The sequence below is a fragment of the Superficieibacter sp. 1612_C1 genome, from assembly GCF_015234305.1.
Taxonomy (GTDB): domain Bacteria; phylum Pseudomonadota; class Gammaproteobacteria; order Enterobacterales; family Enterobacteriaceae; genus Superficieibacter.
This window is the reverse complement of the sequence record NZ_JADGMI010000008.1, coordinates 38,107-58,883: the sequence shown is the minus strand read 5'-3', so window position 1 is coordinate 58,883 and position 20,777 is coordinate 38,107. Positions and strand designations below refer to the sequence as shown.

At 51.4% G+C, this 20,777-nt stretch carries 15 protein-coding genes; 7 read left to right on the top strand and 8 right to left on the bottom strand.

Features of this window, described 5'->3' with window-relative positions:
- Positions 1–27: 27 nt before the first annotated feature.
- Positions 28–576 (bottom strand): helix-turn-helix domain-containing protein, encoded by a 549-nt coding sequence (locus INT84_RS22545; RefSeq protein WP_194208547.1) that lies wholly within the window; start codon positions 574–576, stop codon positions 28–30.
- A 103-nt stretch (positions 577–679) separates the two neighbouring features.
- Here INT84_RS22545 and INT84_RS22540 point away from each other — a divergent pair, with 103 nt between their 5' ends.
- The 6 genes from INT84_RS22540 to INT84_RS22515 all read left to right on the top strand — a co-directional run bounded on the left by INT84_RS22540 (position 680) and on the right by INT84_RS22515 (position 6,506).
- Complete coding sequence (locus INT84_RS22540; RefSeq protein ID WP_194208546.1) at positions 680–1,342, top strand: AzlC family ABC transporter permease; 663 nt, start codon at positions 680–682, stop codon at positions 1,340–1,342.
- The gene (locus INT84_RS22535) at positions 1,342–1,665 is read left to right on the top strand and encodes an AzlD domain-containing protein (RefSeq protein ID WP_194208605.1); all 324 of its coding nucleotides are present in this window, start codon (positions 1,342–1,344) and stop codon (positions 1,663–1,665) included. The genes INT84_RS22540 and INT84_RS22535 overlap by 1 nt, the downstream gene beginning before the upstream one ends.
- Before the next feature lie 135 nt (positions 1,666–1,800).
- Positions 1,801–2,247 carry a PTS fructose transporter subunit IIA gene (locus tag INT84_RS22530; protein WP_176919612.1) on the top strand — a complete coding sequence of 149 codons (447 nt, stop codon included), beginning with the start codon at positions 1,801–1,803 and terminating at the stop codon, positions 2,245–2,247.
- Between the two features lie 10 nt (positions 2,248–2,257).
- Positions 2,258–3,700, top strand: a complete 1,443-nt coding sequence (locus tag INT84_RS22525) for a PTS fructose-like transporter subunit IIBC (RefSeq protein ID WP_194208545.1) — start codon at positions 2,258–2,260, stop codon at positions 3,698–3,700.
- Positions 3,690–4,751 carry an aminopeptidase gene (locus INT84_RS22520; RefSeq protein ID WP_194208544.1) on the top strand — a complete coding sequence of 354 codons (1,062 nt, stop codon included), beginning with the start codon at positions 3,690–3,692 and terminating at the stop codon, positions 4,749–4,751. Before INT84_RS22525 ends, INT84_RS22520 begins: the two co-directional genes overlap by 11 nt.
- A 9-nt stretch (positions 4,752–4,760) precedes the next feature.
- Entirely contained in the window at positions 4,761–6,506 is a 1,746-nt protein-coding gene (locus INT84_RS22515; RefSeq protein ID WP_194208543.1) for a putative frv operon regulatory protein, read from the top strand.
- Between the two features lie 3 nt (positions 6,507–6,509).
- Here INT84_RS22515 and INT84_RS22510 read toward each other — a convergent pair whose 3' ends face one another.
- The 7 genes from INT84_RS22510 to fdhD form a co-directional block, all read right to left on the bottom strand.
- A complete protein-coding gene (locus tag INT84_RS22510) occupies positions 6,510–7,691 on the bottom strand; it encodes a MalY/PatB family protein (protein ID WP_194208542.1) in 1,182 nt (393 codons plus the stop codon).
- A gap of 98 nt (positions 7,692–7,789) precedes the next feature.
- Positions 7,790–9,244, bottom strand: a complete 1,455-nt coding sequence (gene nhaC, locus INT84_RS22505) for a Na+/H+ antiporter NhaC (RefSeq protein WP_194208541.1) — start codon at positions 9,242–9,244, stop codon at positions 7,790–7,792.
- Positions 9,245–9,409: 165 nt separating this feature from the next.
- The gene (gene melR / locus INT84_RS22500) at positions 9,410–10,348 is read right to left on the bottom strand and encodes a transcriptional regulator MelR (protein WP_194208540.1); all 939 of its coding nucleotides are present in this window, start codon (positions 10,346–10,348) and stop codon (positions 9,410–9,412) included.
- A gap of 285 nt (positions 10,349–10,633) precedes the next feature.
- Positions 10,634–11,674 (bottom strand): YiiG family protein, encoded by a 1,041-nt coding sequence (locus INT84_RS22495; RefSeq protein WP_194208539.1) that lies wholly within the window; start codon positions 11,672–11,674, stop codon positions 10,634–10,636.
- Positions 11,675–12,053: 379 nt separating this feature from the next.
- Complete coding sequence (locus tag INT84_RS22490) at positions 12,054–14,360, bottom strand: hypothetical protein (RefSeq protein WP_194208538.1); 2,307 nt, start codon at positions 14,358–14,360, stop codon at positions 12,054–12,056.
- 2 nt (positions 14,361–14,362) lie between these two features.
- Positions 14,363–16,189, bottom strand: a complete 1,827-nt coding sequence (locus INT84_RS22485) for an ATP-binding protein (RefSeq protein WP_194208604.1) — start codon at positions 16,187–16,189, stop codon at positions 14,363–14,365.
- A gap of 349 nt (positions 16,190–16,538) precedes the next feature.
- The gene (fdhD, locus tag INT84_RS22480) at positions 16,539–17,351 is read right to left on the bottom strand and encodes a formate dehydrogenase accessory sulfurtransferase FdhD (RefSeq protein WP_194208537.1); all 813 of its coding nucleotides are present in this window, start codon (positions 17,349–17,351) and stop codon (positions 16,539–16,541) included.
- 375 nt (positions 17,352–17,726) lie between these two features.
- On the opposite strand from fdhD, the gene fdnG reads away from it, so the two are divergent.
- On the top strand, positions 17,727–20,777 hold the full coding sequence (gene fdnG / locus INT84_RS22475; RefSeq protein ID WP_194208536.1) for a formate dehydrogenase-N subunit alpha: 3,051 nt from the start codon (positions 17,727–17,729) through the stop codon (positions 20,775–20,777).

Here is a 20,777-nt window from a genome sequence, read left to right as displayed (position 1 = left end):
CCCGCAACCGGGAAAAGGGATCCAGCGTCAGTTCTGTTCGGCGACGAGAATGGCCTGGGTGTCCGGTTCCAGCGCTTTAAATACGTGGGGCTGGTCACCCGGATAGCAGATGTAGTCGCCTTCGTTTAACTCTTCCGGGGCTTCGGTTAAGCCGACCAGCGCGCGTCCCTGGGTGACGATAATATGCTCGACCGAGCCGGAAGGATGCGGATGCGAGATACGATCTGCACCGGGCTGCGTCAGCAGAAGATAGATATCGCGACGCGCACCCGGCGGGCAGGTTGCCAGCAACACCGCCTGATAATGCGCCTGCTCCGCCACCACTTTGGTGCCCTCGCCCCGCCGGATAACCTGCGTTTTATGCTGCTGCGGTTCAAGCAGGCGGGCAAAGGGGATATCCAGCGCCACGCACAGTGACCAGAGCGTTTCCAGGCTGGGATTACCATTACCCGATTCCAGCTGGGAAAGCGTTGATTTGGCGATCCCGGCACGACGCGCGATTTCCGCCAGCGATAGTCCGGTTCTCAGGCGCTCACGGACCAGGCTTTTGGCAATGGTGCTGATTGGCTGCGTCATAAAGCCACTCCACTGTTTTATTTACCGAACGAAACGTTCGTCTTGAAAAACGATATTGATGTGTTCATTATAATGGATACCTGTTCGTTATGGCGATAATAGTATGTCTCTCTCGTTCTTCTCCAGCCTGAAAAGCGACACCATAAAAGCCATTTTTCTGGTTTGTCTGGCCGTCGGTGTCGTCGGTGCCTCCTACGGTTCGCTGGCGATGGCCTACGGCTTTCCGCTGTGGCTACCGCTGTTGCTTTCTGTCGTTGTGCTGGCCGGGGCCTCGGAGTTTATGTTTATCGGCATTGTGGCCAGCGGCGGTAATCCGCTGGCGGCGGCCATCGCGGGACTGCTGGTCAATGCCCGTCATTTTCCGTTCGGCGTTACCGTGCGCGATCTGGTTGGCAAAGGCGTGATGAGCCTGATTGGTTGCCACATTATGAATGACGAGAGCGTGGTATTTGGTCTGTCCCAGCCTACGCCGGAGCAACGTAAAGCCGCCTTCTGGCTGTGCGGCATTGGCGTCGCGCTGTTCTGGCCGGTCGGTACGCTGTTGGGCGCGGCGGTAGGTAAGCTCCTGCCTGCGCCGGAAACCATCGGCCTGGACGCGGTATTTCCCGCCATTCTGCTGGCGCTCGTTCTGCCAGCACTAAAGAAAAAAACCACCCTGATCCGCGCCGCCAGCGGTGCCGCTATCTCGCTTGCCGCCGTGCCCTTTGCCCCGGTGGGCCTGCCAGTGCTGCTCTCCCTGCTGGGCTTAGCAACAAGGAAAAAATGATGGCTGACTACATGTTGATCCTGACTGGTGTGGCAATCCTGTCGATTGGCACGTACCTGATGCGACTGGGCGGGGCAAAATTGGGAAACCGGCTGACGCTCTCCGAACGCGCGCAGGCGTTACTTTCTGATGCGGCAACGACGCTTCTCTTCTCGGTGGCCCTGGCAACCGCCCTGTATGAAGGCGGTCATTTCGCCGGTATGGCACGAGTGCTGGGGGTGGCGTTCGCGGTATTCCTCGCCTGGCGCAAAATGCCGTTGATTGTGGTGATCGTCGCGGCAGCCGTTGTTACCGCGCTGCTACGGCTGGCGGGAATGCCGTAGTAAAGTGTGTTCCCCTCCACAAATTTAGCACGCCACTCTGCCGGGTATTGTCACCCGGCTTTGACATATTGCCGCTCATCTTCACGCCGCTATCTCATTAGAATCAGATAATGATTTGTGCAACGGAGTTAGTTCATGGCGACGCTTACCCTTAGCTGTATTGACCTCAATATCCCCGGAAACAGTGCTTATTCCATTCTCAAACAACTGACGGAAATGGCCTGGCAGAACGGCTATATCACCGATCGCGGCGCGTTTCTGCAAACGCTGCTGCTGCGTGAAAAACTCCACTCCACCGGTTTTGGTTCAGGCGTTGCCGTCCCGCACGGCAAAAATGCCTGCGTCAAACAGCCGTTTGTGTTGTTCGCCCGAAACAATCAGGGCGTGGCGTGGAAGGCCAGCGATGACGAGGCGGTGACCTGCTGGATTTGCCTCGGCGTTCCGCAGGAAGGCGAGGAAGATCAGGTCAAAATGATTGGCACGCTGTGCCGCAAAATCATTCATGCCGATTTTATCGACCAGCTCAAGCAGGGCGATGCATCGCAGATCCTCTCTCTGTTAACCCACACCTTAAGCCAATAAGGAGAACCGGATGGGATCCTTACATTTAGTTGCCATCACCAACTGTCCGGCGGGCATCGCGCATACCTATATGGTGGCGGAAGCGCTGGAGCAAAAAGCCCGCGCGCTCGGCCATACCATTAAAGTGGAAACGCAGGGGTCGAGCGGCGTGGAAAATCGCCTGACCAGCGCTGAAATTGCCGCGGCGGATTACGTCATTCTGGCAACCGGACGCGGGTTAAGCGGGGAAGATCGCGCGCGTTTTTCCGGGAAAAAGGTCTATGAAATTCCGATCTCTCAGGCACTGAAAAACATCGACCAGATTTTTGCCCAGTTGCCAACGCATTCACAGCTTTTTGCGGCCGATAGCAGCGTTAAACTGGGAAACCAGGAAGTACAGCAGGGCAGCGTGATGAGTCACCTGATGGCGGGGGTTTCTGCTGCGCTGCCGTTTGTGATCGGCGGCGGTATCCTGGTGGCGATTGCTAATATGCTGGTGCAGTTCGGGTTGCCCTATACCGATATGGCAAAAGGCACGCCGTCGTTTACCTGGATAGTGGAGTCCATCGGTTATCTCGGCTTTACGTTTATGATCCCGATTATGGGCGCGTATATCGCCTCCTCCATCGCCGATAAACCCGCGTTTGCGCCTGCGTTTCTGGTCTGTTATCTGGCAAACGATAAAGCGATGCTCGGCACCCAGTCCGGTGCGGGTTTCCTTGGCGCAGTCGTACTGGGGCTGGCAGTGGGCTACTTCGTGCTCTATTTCCGTAAAGTCCGTCTCGGCAAGGCGCTGCAACCGCTACTGGGGTCCATGCTGATCCCATTTGTGACTCTGCTGCTGTTCGGCGTACTGACCTATTACGTGGTCGGTCCGGTCATGTCCGATATCATGGGCGCATTGCTGCACTTCCTGAATACCATTCCGCCGTCAATGAAGCTCGGCGCAGCGTTTCTGGTTGGTGCGATGCTGGCATTTGATATGGGCGGACCCATCAACAAAACGGCGTGGTTCTTCTGCTTTTCGCTGCTGGAGAAACATATTTACGACTGGTATGGCATTGTCGGCGTCGTCACGTTATTGCCTCCCGTTGCCGCAGGCATTGCTACCTACATTGCCCCCAAACTGTTTACGGCGCAGGAAAAAGGCGCAGCCAGTAGCGCCATTATTGTCGGCGCAACCGTCGCCACTGAACCCGCCATTCCTTACGCACTGGCCGCACCGCTGCCGATGATCACCGCTAATACCCTCTCTGGCGGTATTACCGGTATGCTGGTTATCGCTTTTGGTATCAAACGCCTGGCACCAGGATTAGGTATATTCGATCCGCTGATTGGCCTGATGTCGCCAGCCGGTTCGTTTTATCTGGTGCTGGCCATCGGTCTGGCGCTGAATATCTCTCTTATCATTCTACTTAAAGGGTTGTGGCTGAAACGTAAGGCCGCGCAACAGGAGGTTGCCCGTGAACACTGATTTACTCCGGAAGCTCTGCGATGCCAGCGCCGTGAGCGGCGATGAGCATGAAGTACGTCAGGTCCTGATCAGGACGCTGGAAAACGATGCCGATGAGATTACGTTTGACGGTCTGGGCAGTTTTATCGCCCGTAAAGGCTCGCGCGGTCCTAAAGTCGCCATCGTCGGCCACATGGATGAAGTGGGCTTTATGGTGACGCATATTTGTGAGAAAGGATTTATTCGCTTCAATACCGTGGGCGGCTGGTGGAGTCAGTCCATGCTCAACCATCGCGTGACCATACGCACCCGCGACGGGCAGAAAATCCCCGGCATTATTGGCTCTGTGGCACCGCACGCGCTTACCGAAAAACAGAAGCAGCAGCCGCTGACGTTTGATGAAATGTTTATTGATATCGGCGCAGAAAGCCGCAAAGAGGTAGAGTATCGCGGCGTTGCCGTGGGTGATTTCATCAGCCCGGAAGCCAATTTTGCCCGCTGGGGCGATGATAAGATTGTCGCCAAGGCGCTGGATAATCGCGTTGGCTGCGCCCTGATGGCAGAGTTATTCCAGACGGTGAACAACCCGGACATTACGCTTTATGGCGTAGGCAGCGTTGAGGAAGAGGTGGGGCTTCGCGGCGCACAAACCTCCGCCGAGTCGATTAAGCCCGATGTGGTGATCGTGCTGGATACTGCCGTCGCTGGCGATGTTCCGGGCATCGATGGAATTAAATATCCACTGCAACTGGGCGAGGGTCCGGGCGTCATGCTATTCGATAAGCGCTACTTCCCGAACCAGAAACTACTGGCCCTGCTCAAACAAAGCGCCATGCGTAGCCATGCCCCGCTTCAGTTTGCCACCATGAAAACCGGCGCGACCGATGGCGGACGCTATAACGTGATGGGTGGCGGTCGCCCTGTGGTCGCGCTCTGCCTGCCTACGCGTTATTTTCACGCTAACAGCGGCATGATTTCCGCCAGAGATTATGAGGCCTCGCTGACGATGATACGTGAACTGTTGCTGTCGCTGAATGAGCAGCACGTCCAGGACATGAAGGATTTCCGCTAAGGACACATTATGCTTAACGAACGCCAGCTTACCCTGCTTGACCTTCTTGAACAGCAGCCCGGTACTCTTATCGAGCTGGCGCGGTTAACAGAGGTTTCTGGTCGTACCGTTCTGCGTGATATTGATTATCTTAACTTTACCCTTAGTGGGACGGCCCATATTCAGGGAACCGGTAGTTCAGGCTACCGGTTAGAGATTTTTGACCGCCGCCGCTACTTCCAGCTACTGCAACGGCACGATAATGATGACCGGTTGCTGGCGCATTTGCTGATTAATGCTTTTACCACGCGTACTCAGCTGGCGGAGGCGCTCAATTTACCGGAGGCGTGGGTGATCGACAGACTGCCGCGTCTCCGGCTTCGTTACGAACGCGCCTTTACTCTGCAAAGCCGTCCCGGTATGGGTCATTTTATTGATGAGCCGGAAGAAAAACGCATTATCCTGCTGGCCAATCTGCTGAAAAAAGATCCGTTTATCATTGCCTTGCCTGGCGTCACGCCGGAAGTCGTCGGGATGCTCACGGAAGTGGATAACGAGCATTTACAACTGTCGTTTATTCCCGGCGACTATATCGCCAGTGTGATCCTCGCCGTCTATGCGCTACGTCATCGCCTCATCCGCCGCTGGCCTGAGACACATAACGAGGCGCTGCGGACAGCCATTGAGCGCGCGGGCTTGTATTTAGGCACCGAGGCAATAAATACGTTAAATGGCTTGTTGATGCTTCATCAACAACGTGCCGGTGCGGTCTCTGCCGCCAGCATCGAGGCATTATTGCAGTCCCTGCCGGATATCGCCCGGCTGAATATTATCGACACGCCGCTGGTGGAGGATTTAACGGGCCATATTCTGCGCTGTACTGCCGCTCCTGTCTGGCTGTCAGAAAACCGTCAGGGTAGCCTGAATAACCTGAAGGCCGCCTGGCCCGCCGCATTCGACCTGAGCCTGCGCTTTATTAATCAGTTAAGCGAACAGTACGATATTCCGGTATTCGACAGCGATCTGGTGGGGCTTTATTTCGCCTGCGCGCTGGAGCGCCATCAGAACGAACGCCAGCCAGTGATCCTGCTGTGCGAGCAGAACGCCATCGCCACCATCAATAAGCAGGCCATTGAGCGGGAAATTATTAGTTGCCGGGTAATTATCGCGCATTCGCTGACGGAGTTGGACAATATCAGTACCGAGGTTGAGCCAATGTTGATTATTAATAACAGCCACTTTTTCCCGGATGAATCACGCCACAAGGTACTGGTGATTAAAAATATTATTACCGCAGCCGGGATCGGTCAGATAAAAGATTTTCTGGCGTCGGCTTTTATTCGTCAGCAGCCTGAACGTTTCTTTCTGGCGGAGGGGAGTTTTCATTACGATAACGCACCGGACGAATCCTGGCAGGCGATCATGGCGCGCATTTGCGAACGGCTGGTCGCGGGCCATCACCTTACGGCGGATGAGGCTGAACGTATCTGCCTGCGTGAACAGGAGGGGGAAAATCTGATTGTGAATCGGATTGCCATTCCCCACTGCTGGAGTGAACAGCAAACGCGTTTTCGCGGATTTTTTATTACGCTAACTTCAGCCATCCAGGTGAATGGAGAACCGGTAAACCATGTCCTGATAACCTGTGCCAGCTCCAGCGCCCGCCATGAGCTTAAAATCTTCAGCTACCTGGCGAGCGTACTGTACCGTTATTCGGGTGAGGATATTATCGCCCTGACCGGACATGAGGCGTTTGTGGGGCTATTGCGGGAATAGTCTTCATTTGTGGAGGAGAAACCCACACGACTCATACGCCACCTTTAGCCTTTTCATCGACTCAGCCAGTTGCGAACGTGGGCAAGCAATATTTAGTCTCATGTGTCCCTCGCCGCCGGGACCATACTGTATACCCGGCGAAAGACCAAGCTTAGCGTTATGAACAAAAAATGACATTAACTGCTCGTCATTAAGGCCCATTTTTTGCGCATTAAGGAAAACTAAATAAGAGGCACCGCCATAAATCATGGATATCAGAGGGCAGTTTTTTTCAATTTCTTGCTTAACATAGGCCACATTTGCAGATAAATAGGTTAATAACTTTTCAATCCAGTTATCACAGTCCGTATAGGCAGAATAAATCGCTGCCTGTTGTATCGAATTCGTCTCGGCAAGGTAGCAGTTATCGAGAAAATGATAGAATTTATTACGCAATGCGTCATTTTTTATAAGCGCGATCCCGCCCTGAATAGCAGGTGTGTTAAACGCCTTGCTGATAGACGTAAAGACGATTGATTTACTGTTTAATGACGCATTCAGGGTAAAAAAGGGAATATGCTGCTCAGGCGGCAATGTTAAGTCGCAATGCACCTCATCTGATACGACGATGACGTCGGCCTCATGGCAACACCGGTTAATCTCTTCAAGCGTCGCCCGGTCCCAAACGATTCCCCCTGGATTGTGTGGAGAGGAAAACAGAAACATCTTGCACGTTTTTAATTTTTCCCGGAAGTCATGCCAGTCCAGTTCGTAAATACCATTTTTTTCGACTAAGCGTGTTTGAACCAGGTTCCTGCCACTGGTTTTTACCAGGTTAGGATAAGGATCATAGATTGGCGTGCACGTTAATATATTATCGCCCTTTTCCGTCAATGCCATGATGGATAACACTATCGTTTTTATTACGCCCGGAACAAAATGTAACCATGCTTCATCAATGCTGATATCATAGCGTTTTTTATACCATCCACACACGGACTGCCGCCATTGAGGATGTTCCATATTATAACCCTGAACAGGTTGCGATACGACCTCACGCAGGGTATTCAGGATTGGTTCTGGCGTCGTGAATTCCATATCTGCAATCCACATGGGTAATACATCTTCAGTACCAAACATTGCTTTCAATTGCCCATACTTGCGGCTACGCCTGTCTCGTGTAATAACGCGATCAAAACCAGACATTACAATCTCCTGTTTTAAAAATCATAAAGGCATCATGCGGTTAAATTTGCTGAGCCTTTATATTCCTTAGTGTGCGTAATAAAAAAGTAAACCTGTAATTAGTTCTCAACCAGACGTTCAGGATCATCACCCGGTTGATACTTTGCAATACCGATACCCGTCGCGGCCCACAAAAGGGCAAAGATAATGCCGCTGTAACAGAGAATGGCCCACGGTAAATAATCGAGGGTCGCAACTCCCAGCATGGTGGCACAATAGACGCCAGAGGCAGACCAGGGAATAATAGGTTCGACAACCGTTCCGGCGTCTTCCGTTGTGCGGGAAAGGTTCTTCGTAGCGAGCCCCCTTCTTTTGTATTCTTCTTTAAAGGCGTCGCCACAAAGTAGTAAGGGTAACGTCCCGTTTGCGGTACATGCACAGATGGTAAAGGTGCTGATAATGGTGGTTAATACCAGACGGAATGTCGATTTAACGCCCTTGGTCAGCGCGCTAATAACCGTATGCAACGAGCCGGTGGCACTCATTGCGCCCGCAAAACTAAAGGCACTAAACACCGTCACGAAACTACTGAACATGGATATTGCACCGCCACGCTCCAGCAAGCGAGAGACGTCGGAAGGAAAAGCCGCGACATTATTGCCTTCAAGCATAGCGAGTTTAAAACCGCTTACCACCGACTCTCCCACTGAAGATGCTGAAAAATCCTGAAAGACCAACGCAAGGATCATTGAGACTAATGTTGATAAGAACAACATAGGAATCGGAGGTCTTTTGGTGAGCGAGCCGTACAAGACAATAATCGGCGGTAACAATAAGAAAAAATTAAAATGATAAATATTTCCGATGGCGTTCATCAACACAGAAATATTTTCTGGCGTTTCTACCGGGATATTAATTCCCATCCCCATATAAATATACACGACGCAGCATATAATAAACCCAGGCCCGGTTGTCCACAACAGATGCGCTATATGAGAATAAAGATTCACTCCCGCCGCAAGCGCCGCCATGTTTGTTGAATCAGATACCGGAGATAATTTGTCGCCAAACCAACAGCCAGAGACAATTGCCCCGGCCGCAATCGCAAGCGGCACATTCAGGCCAATAGCAACACCAATCATCGCAATGCCAACGGTACCAATCGAACCCCAGGAGGTACCGGTACATACTGAGATGAGTGCCCCCAGCAGGAAAGCGGATATATAAAAATATTGAGGATTAATAAATTTTAACCCATAGTAGATCATCATGGGTATCGTTCCAGATACCATCCATGAGCCAATAAGAAAACCTATGCTTGCAACAATAAGGATGACGGGTAATGCTTCAGCTATTTTATCACAAATTGATTTTAGAATATCATCCCATGTATAACCATGCGCCAGTGCAATAAGTGAAGCAGTGGCTGTCCCCATCAGGATCATAGGTTCGGCACGGATATTAAAGACAAAATAACCTATGCTAATCGCGCCCAGCATTACTACCATGGGGATTACTGACCAGAAAAAAGACAGTTGCCTTCTATTTTTCAAAGCGTTACTCTTCAATTCCATAATTCCATCCAAACAGTTAAAAGTTGAATATCTATTACAGATAGCCTTACCCTAAGTAATAGTAATGTATGAACTTACATTTTTTATATAAGTTCCTTGCGGGAATGAAGCATATTATTTTTAGCGCTATATGCTTTTTCATAGCGATAACACTTTACTGATCTCTTACACCTCCTGGTGCGGCAAATGTTGTCTTCGTTGTTGACTCAGCTTACGGTACTGCTGCGGAGGCATACCGACATATTTATTAAACGTGCTATAAAAACGGCTACTGGAACGAAAACCAGCAATCATGGCTATATCAAGGATGGTCTTATCCGTATCGCTAAGCAGAGCACGCACATGATTGATACGCATAGACGTAATGTATTGTTTCATGGTCAGTTGCATAACACGCTGGAAAATACCCATCGCGTAATTAGGATTTAGCTTCACATGTTCGGCTATGGCATTGACAGTCAATATTTTGTCGCAATGGCTAGCGATAAACTCCAGCATCTGACTCACATAAAATTGTGCATGCCGTGAAAGGCTATCTTTCTGCGTGCGTGATGTTTTGTGGATTAATGCAGGTTGCCAGCCAGAAAGGCTAAATCGCTTTAACATCAGGGCAATTTCATCGATCGCCAACTGGCGAACCTGCTCATTATCGCTGGTAAGCTCATGCTGCCAACGCTGAACTTCAAAAATACTGAGTTGCTGTGCGGCGATAGATTCTATGACCATGCCATGAGTGACATGATTAATCAGCTCACGATCCAACGGCCATGTCAAAAACAGATGCATAGGCAAATTGAATATCGCCATTTGCTTACAGTGGCCTGAGCTGGTGAGCTGATGAGGGGTACAGGCCCAAAACAAGGTGATATGCCCCTGCTTGATCTGCACAACTTCATCGTTAAAAAGGTATTCCACATCGCTATCAAAAGGGACATTGACTTCAACCTGACCATGCCAGTGGCTGTAGGTCATTGCCAGCGGTGCCCGCAACTCAACGTCCATACGCTGATACTCTGAATAGAGTGCCAGAGGGCTACGCGTCGTTTTTTCATAACTGCGACACATATGCGGTTCAGGTGGCAGTTGCGGAATACCATTTTTCATGATGAGTAGCGTTCCCGGAACATGAGTCAGATATACTGTGATGGCAAAGCATGAATACAGCTTAACCGAAAAAAATCTCCTTTTTACTCTTCTTTTTCGTGAAATCATTCCCAAAAACTCAGATTTAATACGTTCCCGGGCAAGATCTGAGATAACGGGAAGGGCACCTATATGTTGCTACTCAGTATAAACTGAGGCCGTTCCGGTTAAGAAACGGCCTCCAGTGCGCATAACACTAAACGCAGGAAAGTAATTGAGGGTCCCCTCTGATTTATCCCGGTGTGATTAGTGCAGACGATTATAGTTGTCCACCATCTGGTTATAGCTTCTTAGCGCGCGTGGATAAGAGGCTTCAACCATCCAGCCTCCATTTGCATCTGAGAGAAGCCTGTTTTCACTTTCGGAGTAAGGCGTCTTATCTCTTACACGGCGGATAAATTTTTTAGCATCAAGTTGGTATTCATCAGCCGAGGAAATAAACATTGAAAAATTATGAGAGCCATCCGATTGTGCCTTTAATTTTTCTTTAAATTCAGCGGTGGTTTTTTCCAGTTCTGTTAGCTGTTTCATCGCGCTATCAGCATCAAAGGTTTCACCACTAATAATGTCATTGAGGTTGCCAGAATGAATCATTACGGACAATGAATAATAATTTTCCGATTTTCCTTCGCTTTGCTCAATCGCCTTTAACTGTGCAACCTGGCGTTCAGCTTCCACTTGTTTAATAGCGTCATTATAATTTTTCGCGGCAGGCTCAAAGGTACCCCACTGTTTCATCAGGGTTTGATGCAGCGTTTTACCTTGTGCAAAGGCATCATCCTTGTAGTTTTCCTGCTCGTAGTATTTATTGATTTCATTGATGGTATTGGCGACATCCACCGCACTGGTGATAAAGGTGGAGGCTGCACCATCCATCGGTTCCAGTGCAGGTTTCAGCTTAACGACTTCAGGAACAGCTTTCTGGCATTTTTCAATGGTAGAATCAGATACGGCATAGGTCCCGTAAACGATACGCTCTTTCCCGGTCGGCCCCGTCTCAAGGTCTTTCAGCCAGCTCGCATAGCGATCCATACTGTGATAAATCGAAAGCTGGAGGGTATTGTAGCAATCAATATAGGTGTTCATTTTCTCATCATGAACTATCTGCTGATCGGCCTGTGCATCGCTGGCTGGCGCAGCTTGTTCCTGCGTTTTAGCGGATGCAGCATCAGACGGTGCTGGCGCACTGCTGGAAGGTGCTGCCTGAGAAGGTTCTGTTGAATTCTTATCGTCACAACCGGTAATCAGGGTTAAAACAATGGCTGTTGCTAATAGACTCCGCTTCATATATTTCCTGCCCGAGGTATTAAAAGAATACTTATCATTAACCAGGTTTTTAGTAAAAGCAATTTTCGATATAAAGTCATGCAGTGTAATAATAAGTTGAGTGTGTAGGTAGATATAAAAAAGGAAATACTGCCCACAGTTAATTTTAATTGTAAATGGCGCGTGGAGATACCCCCTGTATTAGGGGGGTGTACACTATGTATTTCGGTGGAATCTCAGTAAAAACGACGCTACTCCTGCCCTGTGACAAACACACTATTGTGTGACATTTCGCTTTTCGAAGCGCCCAGAGATGAGTACTGCCCGGTAACGGTGGCAGTCTCATCCCTGGCGACAGCATATTATCAACAAATAATGCCGCTCTCCGCGCGTATAACGCCTACATCCCGTAGCGCTCTGCAATAGCACGATGTTTGTCTTCGTTCGCACCAGCTTCCCGCGCCAGCCCCCACCAGCATAGCGGGTGCGCCCAGCTTGCCGTCAAACGATTAAGTGTTTTATCAATGTCGGCTTTCGTCACCGACTGCGGCGCGCTGACCACAAAGTAGAATCCCGGGAGAGGTTCGCTGCCTTCACCTTGATGGCTATCCGTCAGCGTATAGTCTTCCGGGCTATTGCTCCAGTAACGCCACTGCAATTCTTCCAGCGCCTCGCGAAAAGCGGTGTACTGCTCTTCTTCCGGCATGACGCCATCGCAAAACCAGGATTCACCATAGGGAGTCGGGATGATCGTACGCAGGACGTTGTAAAGCGGGGTGAAATTTTTCCGCTCTTCTTCATCCTCAGGCGGTGTATTCAGAAGTTCAGCGTCGAAGACTACAATTTCGTCAACGTGCTGTGGAAGGTCGGTACGATATGCCGGTTCAATGACCCTGGCAGTAACCGGTCCGATGCGCTGAGCAAAATAATAGCGGCTCTCATAGTTTTCACGATAATGCAGGCGGATGATACCCAGGTTTTCGTCAATGAACCCTTCGCCTTCTGGGAGCGGCATATCAAGCTCAGCGGCCATCTGGCGGACGGTATCCCACTGCTGAAGGATGCTGGCAACGGACATGATATCCCACTGGGTGTTGCGGGTATCCTGTTCGCGCCGCGTTTGTAGTGCCAGAAGCTGCTGTAAGTAGTCCAGTTGTCTGTCAAATGCCGACTGCTTTTGCGCCGCCCAGGCATTCAGTTGATAAGCACCCGGCCATTCCCGACCAATCTCATGCTGAAGTAATTTCTGCCCCAGCGCTTCAAGTGCCACCCAGTCTTCTTGCTGGTTGAGGATCCGCGAGCGGAACCATAACGCCATATGACCAACGCCAGCCTCTTCATATTGACGCGCCAGTTGTTCAATGGCATCAACGTCACCTTTAGCGACCAGCAAATCAAGCAGCTGGAAACACAGCGCCCCTTCATCATGTAAATGCCGCTCAACATACTGACGCAACGCGTCAATCGCTTCATCACGGGCATAGCAGGCGTTTAATGCTTCCGCGAGTTTACCAGCCAGTTCCGCGTTATCGGGTTCCTGAAGGAACGCGCGGCGATAAATTTCGACATCTTTTTCCGGATCTGCCACGGCTTCCCCGTTGTCATTTTCTTCCGCGACGACAGGTGGACGGGCAAGCAACTCGGCTTCCTTCGCAACGATTTTTTCACTGAGTTCAAAGAATTCCCTGTCAACGCCAAGCAGGGCGCGCAGTTTTGGAATATGGTGCTGAGCCAGTTTTAACGCCGACTTTGCTACCCAAACGGATCCACGCTCCAGCGCCAGCGTGATTTGCAGTTTAGCCAGATCGACCACTTTGCGGTGCGCGCCGACCTGCGAGCGCTGCTCCATAATCTGCTGAATAATTCTCGCCAGTTGCCAGGAATTACGTTCAGGATAACGCGGAAGCAATACGCCGATAATATCAAGCCACTGATCCCAACCGTATGGCGTAATATCCGACAAAGAAGGCAGCTGCTCCCATACCTCATCGTCTTGTCCAGTGAGCGCCATAATATACAGTTTCTTTAAGAGGTAACTGACCCGATCGCGCCCCCAGTAATCATTTTCTTCGCTAAGTTCTTCAACCAGCTTTTTCGCTTCATCGTAACGTTGCAGCGCAATCAGTATATCGACCCGCGTCGCTAATAACGGTTCGATATTCTCCTCTCCCGATGCACGAACAGCGGCAATTTGCTTATCCAGATAGTCCAGCGCCTGCTCGTTTTTTTGCGTATCCATCAAAGCGCTGGCATATTCAGTGGATAAGCACTGAAAACAGCTCCACGTCGGGTCGATGCGGGACATGGTCTCCTCGCAGACCGCCATACGTTCCGGTGCCCATCCAGGGGCATCAATATTTTCATAACAGGCGGATAAATCCTGCGTGACGCAGACCGATTGCGGACACCCCATCGCCTCTTCGCGATGCGCTTTTTCAAACAAGGCGACGACATCCGGCAGAACTTTTTCACCCTCACTGTAGTTAGTCAGGCGATGCCGCAACTCCCAGTGCCCGATAAAAACCTCCAGCCATGGATTTTTTGCGACCTGGTTAAGCGCCTTCACTTCCGGCAATAATGCATCGGCTTTTTCCATTTGCAGATGCAGAACGCTGTCAGAGAAATCTTCAATCAGCTGTGGAATATACTCCTGCCCGGCATCGCTTAATTCTTTACTGTATTTGTTATACCATTCCCACGTATCCATGCTTATTTTTCCTCATTAATTAACGCTGGTATGACCTGAGTAAAATCTTCCAGAGCCTGGTGAAGGTCCCATTGCTGGCTCTTATTACCGCTTGCACACAATATAACTTTTAATGATTTCAAAACCCTTAACGCCGCGACAGGCTGCTGCTGATTTGTCAGCGCGGCCACTAATTGCATGACGCAAGGATTGTTTAAATTAAGGTAGAGGCTTGATGTTTTAGTTTGTTTGATTTGCGAAGTAAATTGCCGCGCAAGCATCAGGGCGGCGGTACTCATTCGTTTGTCAGCATCATCCTGCTCAAGGATTTGTTTTAATTCTGCCTCCCTGTCAAGCGTTACCACTAAGGGTAAAACGGCAGGCTCAAAGCGGGAGATAATGAGTTGCTCGTTGTCGCATAAATGCGTTTCCAGATAAGCGAATTGATCATCAGGGAGATCGGCAAGGCTAAAAAGCTGCTCATTGCCCGTGCGCGTTCCGACTTCGATGATTCGGCAATGATACGTTGATGCCCAGCGACGCAGAAAAGGGACAACCGCGTAGCGATCGCCTCTGGCGACAGGCCGCTGCAAAATATGAAACAGCATCTCCTCAAAACCACCATCCTGGCTCAACAAGATGTTGATACTGTTATTTATGCGTAAATCTTTAGCCAGTAAAGCACCTTTGGAGGTAGGCACCTGCAATCTGTCTTTCAACAAGTCGAACAGACGATCGTCACACAACGCCGCTCCCAGCAGCGCCTCGTTATGGCGTAACAATACCCGTCGCCATAGTTCCGGCTGATTTTGTGCTAAATCAGATAACCCGGAAATGAGCGACTCCGTTAAGGCGTTGCGGACAGCGTGCCAGGTTTCATCACGCTGCAAGTCCTCGCGGCTTGCCGTTGGCGTAAGCTTCGATGATTCGATTACGCCGCCGACAAAACCGGCCCACGGCGGCAGAAGCTCCCGCGCTTCATCATCCAGCAGCATACCGCGTAAAAAAAGCGACAGGTTACGGTTATCACTGGTCCCGTACGTCGCACCGTCCTGGATCCACAACATCCCCACCGCATCGCTCGAGCCAAAAGGCGTCACTGGCATCGCACAAATAGGTTCAAAAGATGATTCAAATTGTGCGGCAAAAGCCAGATTTTTACGCTGCACCAAAGCCCGGTGCAGCGTTACTCCTTCCGGAACAGACTCACGCCACGGCGGCAGAAGTTTATTGACAGGCTCAACGGCATCACCGACAAAAACCGATTCGTGAAGCAGAATGCAATAGCGTGAGAGTACCCGCTCCAGCAATGTATTACTGGCCAGATGGCTGTACTCTTCTTTCAGCGTCAGTATGACCTGTGTTCCCGGCGCAGTCGCGTCGCAGGGAGTCACTGAATAACGCTGCCCGTCAGTAGAATGGTATTTCCATCCCTGCTCAGGCGTTTGCCATGACGTCGTCAGAACGGTCACGTCTTTCGCCAGGACAAAGGCGGATAAAAAGCCGAGGCCAAACATCCCGATTAACCCGGTATCATCGTCCTGCTGACGCAGCATACGTGTGTAGCCCACGCCAACCGTGGCTAAAAAGCCGTGAATTTCGCTGTCGGTGAGACCAGCTCCGGTATCCGAGATAGTAATGGTGGATTTCGCAACGTCCGCAGTAACGCGGATTTGATTGTCGTGCGGGGCGTTCGGCTGTTCAATACGCCTGCGGACAATGGCATCATGTCCGTTCTGAACCAGTTCGCGTACGGCAACAATGGGCGTAGAATAAAGATGTTTGCTTAATACTTCTATTAAGCCATTTAAGTTAACTTCTGTAGAAAAAGAATCGCTTACTGATTGCATTACTCTCGTTTCTCCAACATCCATGCTCCCTCCCCCACTGCAAAAATAGCGCCATGGTTCATTTTGCAATTCGTATTATTTACCTAATATTGCTGAATAGCGTAGTTCGTAGATACTCCTGGTTATAGGCATTGACAGCAAAAATTGAAGATATAAATTATTTTTAGCGTATCGTATAATTTGCAATGAAATAATTTCGGATAGCTACGAATGGCCTTAGATTATGTAAGCAGACTTCTTTAAAAGCAAATGGTTAGCGTGGTAATAATAGTCCGAAATCATATTCCCTCGAATGAAATGGACCCGCCAGGGCATCTGTAACCCCGGCATAAAAAGTAACGAATGAGGTTTACTTAACAGTTAATCGCTGCGGATGCGTATAAATCGTCGCCCTGCCCGGCTTACAAAACCCCACCAGCGTCAGGTTACAGCGTTCCGCCACCTCAACCGCCAGCGTCGTTGCCGCCGACACGGCAAACAAAATCTCCACGCCGCACATGGCCGATTTTTGTACCATCTCATAGCTGGCACGGCTGGACACCAGCACCGCCCCCGACTGCCAGTGGTCGCCCTCTTGCGCACGGCGTCCCAGTAGCTTATCCAGCGCAACGTGACGGCCTACGTCCTCATGTCCGCCCACCAGTTTGCCGGAAGGGAGCATCCAGGCGGCGGCATGGGTACAGCCGGTTAGTTGACCGATGGGCTGAAAATCCCGAAGCTGGCTCAGCCCGCGATCGAGATCGGCCAGGGAAAAAGTTTGCGTAAACGGCAGCGGCGCGACGGGCTTACCGATGTCATTAAGCTGTTCAACACCGCAGACCCCGCAGCCGGTGCGTCCGGCCAGTGCGCGGCGACGTTCTTTTAGTCCCATAAAACGACGGCTGGACAGCTCAATCTGCACCTCCAGACCGTTACACGCCTGAACCACGTCCATCCCGAAGATCTCGTTGGGGTTTTCTATAATCCCTTCGGATAAGGAAAAGCCGATAGCAAAAAGTTCCAAATCCTTCGGAGACGCCATCATCACGACATGCGAGATACCGTTGTAGACCAGGGCGACAGGGACTTCTTCCGCCAGATAATCCGCTGTGGCACTGTTCGTATTTTCGCGAGACCAGACAAGGCGTGACGCCGCACCGACCGCCAGAAGGGGCTGAGACATGGTTTTTCCTGAAAAATGATAGCAAGAACCGGGTTATTTCAGCACGGTTAGCTCGTGGGAGCAAACCGTGCTGAAAGTGGGTTTGTTCTACATCAATGACACCAACAGATAAAAATTTCAGACCGCTATATAAATTGATTCATATCACTCTGTGCATTTTGATAAAGCCATTTTTTCGCGAAAAGTGTGCACAAAGCAACATTACCGGTTCTTCATGTATACATATCCGAAACAACTTGAGGAATTATGATATTCTTAGCAGGGTTATTGTCTGGCGGGCCGTCGAAAATCAATACCACAGAAGCGGTAGCAACCGCAGATGGTCAGTCAGAAAGTCATAATATTGATGAGTAATGTCGACATAAGGAGCAAACCATGCAGGTCAGCAGAAGGCAGTTCTTTAAGATCTGCGCTGGCGGTATGGCAGGCACAACGGCAGCGGCGCTGGGTTTTGCCCCCAGCGTAGCGCTGGCGGAAACACGGCAATATAAGCTGCTGCGCACCCGCGAAACCCGTAACACTTGCACATACTGCTCCGTTGGCTGCGGGCTATTAATGTATAGCCTCGGCGACGGTGCTAAAAACGCCAAATCGTCCATTTTCCACATTGAAGGAGACCCGGACCATCCGGTAAACCGTGGCGCGCTTTGCCCGAAAGGCGCGGGACTCATTGACTTTATCCACTCTGACAGCCGCCTGAAGTATCCGGAATATCGCGCGCCAGGGTCGGATAAATGGCAGCGAATCAGCTGGGAAGAGGCGTTTGATCGCATCGCTAAGCTGATGAAGGAAGACCGCGATGCCAATTTCATCGCGCAGAATGCCGAAGGCACAACCGTTAACCGCTGGCTTTCCACCGGTATGCTGTGCGCTTCCGCATCCAGTAACGAAACCGGCTATTTAACGCAGAAATTTACCCGCGCACTCGGCATGTTAGCCGTCGACAACCAGGCGCGTGTCTGACACGGACCAACGGTAGCAAGTCTTGCTCCAACATTTGGTCGCGGTGCGATGACCAACCACTGGGTCGACATCAAAAACGCCAACCTCGTCGTGGTGATGGGCGGCAACGCCGCTGAAGCGCATCCGGTAGGGTTCCGCTGGGCGATGGAAGCCAAGATCCACAATGGCGCGAAGCTGATTGTGATCGATCCACGCTTTACGCGTACTGCCTCGGTAGCCGATTTCTATGCGCCGATTCGTTCAGGTACTGACATTGCTTTTCTGTCAGGCGTCATGCTGTACCTGCTAAACAACGAAAAATACAACCGCGAATACACTGAAGCTTATACCAACGCCAGTCTGATCGTGCGTGAAGATTTTGGCTTTGATGACGGCCTGTTCACCGGCTATGACCCGGAAAAACGCAAATACGACAAAGAAAGCTGGAACTATGAGCTGGACGAGCGCGGCTTTGCGAAACGCGATACCACGCTGCAACACCCGCGCTGCGTGTGGAACCTGCTGAAAAAACATATTTCCCGCTACACGCCGGATGTGGTCGAAAATATCTGCGGTACGCCGCAGGCGGACTTCCTGAAGGTATGCGAGTACATCGCAGAGACCAGCGCGCACGATAAAACGGCGTCGTTCCTGTATGCGCTCGGCTGGACGCAGCACTCGGTGGGTGCACAAAACATCCGTACGATGGCGATGATCCAACTGCTGCTCGGCAATATGGGGATGGCAGGCGGCGGCGTAAACGCCCTGCGCGGTCACTCCAACATTCAGGGTCTGACCGACCTCGGCCTGCTGTCGCAAAGCCTGCCGGGCTATATGACACTGCCGAATGACAAGCAGGACACGCTTGAAACCTACTTTGCCGGTAACACGACCAAGCCGTTACAGGAAAATCAGGTTAACTACTGGAGCAACTACCCGAAATTCTTCGTCTCGATGATGAAGGCGTTTTACGGCGATAAAGCGACTGCTGAAAACGACTGGGGTTTTGAATGGCTGCCGAAGTGGGACAAAGCCTACGACGTACTTCAGTATTTCGACATGATGGCCAAAGGTCAGGTGAACGGCTATCTCTGCCAGGGCTTTAACCCGGTGGCGTCGTTCCCGAACAAAAATAAAGTGGTCTCTTCGCTGTCGAAGCTGAAGTTCCTGGTGACCATCGATCCGCTCAACACCGAAACCTCGACCTTCTGGCAGAACCACGGTGAGTCGAACGATGTCGATCCGTCGAAAATCCAGACTGAAGTGTTCCGTCTGCCATCCACCTGCTTTGCCGAAGAGAACGGTTCTATCGTGAACTCCGGCCGCTGGCTGCAATGGCACTGGAAAGGTCAGGATGGTCCGGGCGAAGCGCTGAACGACGGCGAAATCCTCGCGGGCATCTTCCTGCGCCTGCGTAAGATGTATGCCGCCGAAGGTGGCGCGCTGCCGGAACAGGTGCTGAATATGACCTGGAACTACCTGACGCCGGAGAATCCGTCGCCTGAAGAAGTAGCGATGGAGAGCAACGGTAAGGCGCTGGAAGATATTACCGATCCGACGACCGGGCTGTTACTGGCGAAAAAAGGCAATCAGCTGGCCTCGTTTGCGCATCTGCGCGATGACGGCACCACCTCCAGCGGCTGCTGGATCTTCGCCGGAAGCTGGACGCCGGACGGCAACCAGATGGCCCGCCGCGATAACGCCGACCCGTCAGGGCTGGGGAATACGCTGGGCTGGGCCTGGGCATGGCCGCTGAACCGCCGCATCCTGTATAACCGTGCTTCCGCCGACCCGCAGGGTAAACCGTGGGATCCGAAGCGTCAGCTTATCTCTTACGGTAATGGCAAATGGGCCGGTGCGGATATTCCGGACTACAACACCGCGCCTCCGGGCAGCGATGTCGGACCGTTTATCATGCTTCAGGAAGGTGTAGGCCGCCTGTTCGCTACCGATAAGATGGCGGAAGGGCCGTTCCCGGAACACTACGAGCCGTTTGAAACGCCGCTGGGCACCAACCCGCTGCACCCGAACGTGATCTCCAACCCGGCAGCCCGCGTCTTTAAGGACGATATGGATGCGATGGGGAAAGCCGATAAGTTCCCGTATGTGGGCACCACTTATCGTCTGACGGAGCACTTCCACTACTGGACCAAGCACGCGCTGTTGAACTCCATCGCGCAGCCGGAGCAGTTTGTGGAGATCGGCGAGAAGCTGGCGAACAAGCTTGGCATCGCGCAGGGCGATACGGTAAAAGTCTCCTCTAACCGCGGCTACATCAAGGCCAAGGCAGTGGTGACCAAACGTATCCGCACGCTGAAGGTGAATAATCAGGATGTCGATACCATCGGTATTCCGATTCACTGGGGTTATGAGGGCGTGGCGAAGAAAGGCTTTATTGCTAACACGCTGACGCCGGTCGTTGGCGATGCGAACACCCAGACGCCGGAGTTTAAGGCGTTCCTGGTGAACGTGGAAAAGGTGTAA

Coding starts and splice junctions, on each gene's coding strand:
- INT84_RS22545 (WP_194208547.1), bottom strand. CDS start 576: ATGACGCAGCCAATCAGCACCATTGCCAAAAGCCTGGTCCGTGAGCGC.
- INT84_RS22540 (WP_194208546.1), top strand. CDS start 680: ATGTCTCTCTCGTTCTTCTCCAGCCTGAAAAGCGACACCATAAAAGCC.
- INT84_RS22535 (WP_194208605.1), top strand. CDS start 1,342: ATGGCTGACTACATGTTGATCCTGACTGGTGTGGCAATCCTGTCGATT.
- INT84_RS22530 (WP_176919612.1), top strand. CDS start 1,801: ATGGCGACGCTTACCCTTAGCTGTATTGACCTCAATATCCCCGGAAAC.
- INT84_RS22525 (WP_194208545.1), top strand. CDS start 2,258: ATGGGATCCTTACATTTAGTTGCCATCACCAACTGTCCGGCGGGCATC.
- INT84_RS22515 (WP_194208543.1), top strand. CDS start 4,761: ATGCTTAACGAACGCCAGCTTACCCTGCTTGACCTTCTTGAACAGCAG.
- INT84_RS22510 (WP_194208542.1), bottom strand. CDS start 7,691: ATGTCTGGTTTTGATCGCGTTATTACACGAGACAGGCGTAGCCGCAAG.
- nhaC (WP_194208541.1), bottom strand. CDS start 9,244: ATGGAATTGAAGAGTAACGCTTTGAAAAATAGAAGGCAACTGTCTTTT.
- melR (WP_194208540.1), bottom strand. CDS start 10,348: ATGAAAAATGGTATTCCGCAACTGCCACCTGAACCGCATATGTGTCGC.
- INT84_RS22495 (WP_194208539.1), bottom strand. CDS start 11,674: ATGAAGCGGAGTCTATTAGCAACAGCCATTGTTTTAACCCTGATTACC.
- INT84_RS22490 (WP_194208538.1), bottom strand. CDS start 14,360: ATGGATACGTGGGAATGGTATAACAAATACAGTAAAGAATTAAGCGAT.
- INT84_RS22485 (WP_194208604.1), bottom strand. CDS start 16,189: ATGCAATCAGTAAGCGATTCTTTTTCTACAGAAGTTAACTTAAATGGC.
- fdhD (WP_194208537.1), bottom strand. CDS start 17,351: ATGTCTCAGCCCCTTCTGGCGGTCGGTGCGGCGTCACGCCTTGTCTGG.